8 protein-coding genes are annotated in these 5,882 nt (G+C 31.9%); all 8 read left to right on the top strand.

Annotated features, from left to right (window positions below):
- The first annotated feature begins 137 nt into the window (after positions 1 to 137).
- The 8 genes from OS191_RS15475 to OS191_RS15440 all read left to right on the top strand — a co-directional run bounded on the left by OS191_RS15475 (position 138) and on the right by OS191_RS15440 (position 5,848).
- Positions 138 to 563, top strand: coding sequence for a hypothetical protein (locus OS191_RS15475; RefSeq protein ID WP_267156600.1), 426 nt, complete (start codon positions 138 to 140; stop codon positions 561 to 563).
- Positions 547 to 1,317 (top strand): tetratricopeptide repeat protein, encoded by a 771-nt coding sequence (locus OS191_RS15470; RefSeq protein WP_267156599.1) that lies wholly within the window; start codon positions 547 to 549, stop codon positions 1,315 to 1,317. The genes OS191_RS15475 and OS191_RS15470 overlap by 17 nt, the downstream gene beginning before the upstream one ends.
- A gap of 159 nt (positions 1,318 to 1,476) precedes the next feature.
- The gene (locus tag OS191_RS15465) at positions 1,477 to 1,869 is read left to right on the top strand and encodes a VOC family protein (RefSeq protein ID WP_267156598.1); all 393 of its coding nucleotides are present in this window, start codon (positions 1,477 to 1,479) and stop codon (positions 1,867 to 1,869) included.
- A 247-nt stretch (positions 1,870 to 2,116) separates the two neighbouring features.
- Positions 2,117 to 2,962, top strand: coding sequence for a tetratricopeptide repeat protein (locus OS191_RS15460; protein ID WP_267156597.1), 846 nt, complete (start codon positions 2,117 to 2,119; stop codon positions 2,960 to 2,962).
- Positions 2,963 to 3,108: 146 nt separating this feature from the next.
- Entirely contained in the window at positions 3,109 to 3,582 is a 474-nt protein-coding gene (locus OS191_RS15455) for a hypothetical protein (protein ID WP_267156596.1), read from the top strand.
- Positions 3,583 to 3,751: 169 nt separating this feature from the next.
- On the top strand, positions 3,752 to 4,375 hold the full coding sequence (locus OS191_RS15450) for a hypothetical protein (protein WP_267156595.1): 624 nt from the start codon (positions 3,752 to 3,754) through the stop codon (positions 4,373 to 4,375).
- A 118-nt stretch (positions 4,376 to 4,493) separates the two neighbouring features.
- Entirely contained in the window at positions 4,494 to 5,015 is a 522-nt protein-coding gene (locus tag OS191_RS15445; RefSeq protein ID WP_267154908.1) for a helix-turn-helix domain-containing protein, read from the top strand.
- Positions 4,934 to 5,848, top strand: coding sequence for an IS3 family transposase (locus tag OS191_RS15440; protein ID WP_323370139.1), 915 nt, complete (start codon positions 4,934 to 4,936; stop codon positions 5,846 to 5,848). The genes OS191_RS15445 and OS191_RS15440 overlap by 82 nt, the downstream gene beginning before the upstream one ends.
- Positions 5,849 to 5,882: the final 34 nt, after the last annotated feature.

The raw sequence follows: 5,882 nt of genomic DNA, 5'->3' as shown, positions 1-5,882 counted from the left end.
TAACACTGTGTATAAAAAATGCTTATTTTAGTGCCTAATCAAAAGGAAAGTGCGTGTTTGCTTTCTTCCGATTTTCGTTCCGAAAATCCTCTGACGCAAACACGCACTTTTCATACACGAAACCGTTGTAACCAATTATGAAGAAACTTTTAGTCATAACAATATACCTTGTTTTATTGCTATCTTTTTCGCAAGAAAAAAGCGAATGTGACGAACGTTCTATGCCATATTGGGCAAATGGAATCAACAGCCGAATTGAGGGCGAAAATCCAACTTTAAGAAAAGCTTTCAAAGAAATTCAATTATCAAAAACAGACATCAGTCCAAATAATGGATTTATAACATTAAGGCTGAACATTTCAAAAACAGGAAAATTTTGCAATATTGAAACATTTCAAATTGACGAAAATTACGAGAATACAGAATTTGACAATGGAGAGTTAATAAAAGAACTTGAGGAAATTGCTGTTGGACTAACGGACTGGAAAAAGGATAAAGATTTTAAAACCTACAACCTAATCAGGTTAAAAATTAAAAACGGAATAATTGAAGAAATTTTTTAAAATATTTGGTTACATAGTTGGAGCTGTTTTGGTCATTGCAATAGCTTTTGGAATCTACCTCTATTTTTGGAATGAAAACAGAATAGAGAAATCTAAAGAATTATCTCAACGGATAGAGAGTTTTGAATCTCAAGATAGCGATGAATATATGGAATATTCTGTCCATTTAAACAAGGCTGGAGATTTTGAAAATGGATTCAAATATTTGAATAAGGCTGTAGAACTTGACCCAAAATTACATTTAGGTTACAGAGGTTGGATTAGGCTAAGAAAAATGCGAGATTATAATAAAGCTCTGGAAGATTTTGACCGACTTGATACTCTAACGCCAAATTTTGTGGATGCACCTTGGGGAGAAGATATCGACTTTTTGCGAGGAGAATGCTATTTCGGAAAAAAAGACTATCAAAAAGCAATAGAATTATTTAATCGCAACATCAAGAACCAAAAAGAGGATTGGGCTGACATTCATAGTTTCGTATATCTCGGACTTTGCGAATACGAACTCGGGAATTACGAAAAAGCGATTTCCGAATTTCAACGAGCTTTAAATCAAACTGAAAATGTTCCTGAATCCTATTTTGGAATGGCAAAAGCTTACCAAGAACTTGGTCAAATCGAAAAAGCAAAAGAGAATATTTTGAAAGCCGAAAGTAGTATCCATTATAAAAGAGATGATGTTTACAACGAATTTCTTAACGAAATATATCTATCTGAAATATTGGAATTTAAACAAAAACTGAATAAAAAATAACTGGTTACAACAATGGCTATAAGTAATTGCTTGTTCTCGCCTACTTGTGAAAATCCTCGCGGATTTTCAGTTTGGTGTGTACTTGCAAAGTTAAGTGCTTATCCACGCAACTACTCATAGCCGAGACCGTTGTGAGCAAGCTAAAAAAAACCAATCTGAATGGAATTTGACCGAACAGGAATTATATTATATACAATTGAATACAAAAAGTGTGTTGAGTTTTATGAAATTATGCTCGGACTCAAAAAAATGTTTGAAAGCGAAAATCTAACTTGCTTTGAATTTGGACAATCATATCTAATGGTGGAATTGGATGATGAATATAACGGACAAAAAACAGAAACGGAACGGATTAAAACTTGTTTACGAATGAACGTGCCGAATGTGAAAGTACTTGCGGATAAACTAACCGCAAAAAATATTAAAGTTGATTATCAAGAACATTCTTGGGGAACGATTGCGAAATTTTTAGACCCAGACGGAAATCTTTGTGCATTCAAAGACAGCCATAAATTTGAGAAACAGATTGGCGATTTTAAACCGAATAAGTAACCAATTATGAAAAGCAGAACGCAGAAAGCCAGCTCACAACAACGTATATAAAACATAGTGCGAGTCGTTGCTAACACAAAGGTTCGGGCATATTTGCGAGGTCGCCAAATTTTTAAATTTGGCTATTTTAAAAAGAAAGATAATTAGTAAAATTTAAAAATTTGGCTTGTGCTAATCCGAAACGAAACTGCTTATTTTCTGCACTACGTTTCATATACAAATCCGTTGTGCAACATTTGACAAAAACATGAAATTAAGTAATAATTTACTTTGTATTTTAGTAATTTTAGTATTCTTTACTAATTGCAAAAATGACGTTAATTTAGAAAATAATAAAATAGGAAAATCTGATTCTGAATTAAAAATTATTAAGAAAAGACAAGATTCACTTATTGATGTTCATTTAAAAAATGGCGCATGGAAATACTCTTATTACTCTTCAGAATGGCAATCTGAAATAGACAAAGGATTAGCTAAAGATTCTACAATTGCTTATATGTGGCAGCAAAAAGCAATGCCGCTATTTAAACAAGGAAAGTATGAATTAGGAATGGAATATATTGATAGGGCTGTAAAATATGACAGGCAACGTTGGCAGGACTATAGAGCATTCATAAAATGCATATTTGCAAAAACGTATAAAGAAGCTATAAAAGATTTTGAAGATTGTAAAAAACGATTTGGATATGGCTATGTTATGGACCACACCTATGATTTTCATATTGGACTTTCATATTTGCAACTGAATGAATTTAAAAAAGCAGAACAAATATTTAAAATTGATTACGAAAAGCAACTTTCAGAACACGGAGAAGATTGGTTACATCCTGTTGATTTATTCTATTATGGCATTAGCAAATATGAACAAGGGAAATATAAAGAAGCAATAGACTTATTCGATTTAGCTCTTAAAATACATACTCAATTTTCAGATGTACAATATTACAAAGCTCTATGTTTGGGGAAAATTGGAAAAATTGAAGAAGCAAAAAAATTAATGAAAATAGCCAAAAATAATGGGGAATTAGGATTTTCTTTTAATGAGGACAATGCTGTTTATGAAAGATACCCATATCAAGTAAGGTGGAAATAAAAAACGTTGCACAACACCGTATAAAATTAATTGCTAGTGCAAGCCTACTTACGAAAATCCTCGCGGATTTTCTATTTGGTTTGTATTTGCTAAATTAGGTGCTTAAACAACGCAACTAATCTTATACAAACACGTTGTAAAACATTTTGAAGAAACTCTGGAACATATTATTAATACTCGTAGGAATAGGAAGTCTATTACTTATCGCCTTTACGATTTTCGTTGCGACAGCTTTAGGAAAAAGAGGCGGAACTTCCGAATATAATTCCAACGAACAATTAATTTCCGAAAAACAGAATTTGAAATCCGAATTAATTTTAACGGACACTATTCCTCAAGGAAAAATGACGTACGAATTGTATTTTGCTGAATTTGGTGGGCGAATGGAAAATCTGCCTGTTGAAATACAAATAGATGGAAATAAAATAATTGTGTATAACAGCGAAAAAAATCCTCTGACTGGAGGAAAAATAATAATACAAGGAATTTTATTAAAACATAAGTCTGGAAAGTGGATTATCGGAGAAACTGAAACTGACCGAAATGCGGAGGAAATCGGAGGATGTTCTAGTGGACCGACACCAATTGATTTTGAAACGAAAATAATAGAATGGTGTTAGAAAAAAACGTTTTACAACACCGTGTATAAGCTATGGCTTGTTCTCGCTCATCTGGAAAATCCTGCGGATTTTCCACAGGTAAGTATCTGTTTGGATTGTTCCGTGCTTAATTCACGCCCCAGCTCATACACATAAACGTTGGCACACATATAAAAAATACGTTTTCAATTTGAAAAATAAGGTAATTTTAATATTTCTACTACTAATTTCATTCAGCGGATTTACTCAAAATCTGACTGAAAAAGAATTCGTGATTCTAACTTTTGAAATGGACAGAAATAAAGATTCTCACGGAACTTTTATTTACTATTGGATTGCGGAATTAGAAAAATATGAAAAAGTGGATGAATATAAAGAGCCGAAAATCTATTCTCTTTTCTTGCACGAATTTTACGGTAGTGAACAATTAGAATCTTGTTGTTTAGGAAAGGTTTCTTATCCATACACAATGACAACGGGAACGGAATTTAATTTTCCTGAAAACTATAGTGAATATCTGACTGAATTACGTGAATTAGTTAAGAAAAACAGAGAGAAAATACAAGTAATCAAGAAAGAATGGAAAGATGGCTACAAAGAAAAAGTAACCGTTTACGCAACAGCAGTTCGAGGAAAATTATGTGAATGCGAATTTGGTGGCGACACTTTTTTGACAAAAGGCGACCGAATTAGTTTTCCGAAAGGAAATTATGAAATAATAAAAAACTATTTGACTAAAGAAAAGCGGATTTTACTATTTAAAGACTTTTCCGATTTTAACTATTCAAATACTGATTATAGAACTGGAAAATAAATAAAATACGTGTGCCAACACCGTGTAAAATTAATTGCTTGGTGCAAGCCTACTTACGAAAATCCTCGCGGATTTTGAACTGCACCCAAAAAGTTAGACACTATTTAAGTGTATTTTTATGGGAAGAAAAGTCAAGTACAATTACGATTTCAAACTTCGCTGTGTAAAGCAAGTTTTAAATCATCATCAAACAGTAGAAGCTGTTTCAAAATTAAATGGTTGTCATCATACAACACTTCATGATTGGATTCGTTTTTATGAAAAATATGGCAAAAAAGCTTTGTTGCCAAGAAAAAACAAAGTCTATAGTTTACCTTTCAAAATAAAAGTATTGGAAGCTATCAACAAAGATTCACTATCCTTTAGCCAAGCTTGTTTGGAGTTCAATATCCCTACTAAATCTGTAATTATGAATTGGCAGAAGAATTACAAAAAGCTGGGTACCGAAGGCTTAAACCATAAAACTAGAGGAAAACCAAAAGCGATGGAATTTAAAAAGACAAAAAAGAAATCCAATAAACCTTTAACCAGAGAAGAGGAACTTCTATTGGAAAATGAATCCTTACGGGCAGAACTGGACTTGCTAAAAAAGTTTCAGGCCTTAATTCAAGAAGAGCAAAGCAAAAAGCGCAAGCCATAACAGAATTAAGGCATAAGTATGATTTAGAACTATTACTAAAACATACTAATATGGCAAGAAGCAGTTACTATTACCACCGAAAAAGAAATAATTTAAGCGATAAATATAAAGAGATAAAGCAATTAATTAGCAAGATTTACCATCGGCATAAAGGCAGGTATGGCTATAGAAGAATTACTCTAGAGATTAATAAAAAAGGTTTTATAATCAATCACAAAACCATATCTAAGTTAATGCGTCAATTAGGCTTAAAAAGCCTTATAAGAGCTAAAAGATATCAATCTTATAAAGGACAAATAGGTGAAACAGCTCCCAATATTTTACAACGTAATTTTAAGGCTATAAAACCAAATAGAAAATGGGCTACCGACATTACCGAATTTAAAGTCTTTGGGGACAAACTATATCTATCGCCTATAATTGATTTATTCAATGGTGAAATAATAAGTTATGAGCTATCTGAAAAACCAAACTTTAAACAAGTCGTTACGATGTTAAAAAAGTCTTTTATAAAGATACCTAATCAAGCAAACTTAATCTTGCATTCTGATCAAGGATGGCAATATCAAATGAAACAGTATCAAAGTCTATTAAAAGAAAAGGGAATTACTCAAAGTATGTCTCGAAAAGGGAATTGTTTAGACAATGCAGTAATAGAAAACTTCTTTGGTATTTTAAAATCTGAATTATTTTATCTAAATAAATATAAGTCTATAACACAATTGAAGCGTGATATAAAAGAGTATATAAAGTATTATAATAATGAAAGAATTAAACTAAATTTAAAAGGTCTGAGCCCGACCGAATATCGAGCTCATTATTATCAAAATTAATTATAAATTTGTCTAAGCTTTTGGGTTCACTCTA

The organism is Xanthomarina sp. F2636L (genome assembly GCF_026410195.1).
Classification (GTDB): domain Bacteria; phylum Bacteroidota; class Bacteroidia; order Flavobacteriales; family Flavobacteriaceae; genus Xanthomarina.
This window is presented reverse-complemented; position numbering and strand designations above follow the sequence as displayed.

Bases quoted from the DNA above. Each gene is read 5' to 3' on its own strand.
- OS191_RS15475 (WP_267156600.1), top strand. From the start codon at position 138: ATGAAGAAACTTTTAGTCATAACAATATACCTTGTTTTATTGCTATCT.
- OS191_RS15465 (WP_267156598.1), top strand. From the start codon at position 1,477: ATGGAATTTGACCGAACAGGAATTATATTATATACAATTGAATACAAA.
- OS191_RS15460 (WP_267156597.1), top strand. From the start codon at position 2,117: ATGAAATTAAGTAATAATTTACTTTGTATTTTAGTAATTTTAGTATTC.
- OS191_RS15445 (WP_267154908.1), top strand. From the start codon at position 4,494: ATGGGAAGAAAAGTCAAGTACAATTACGATTTCAAACTTCGCTGTGTA.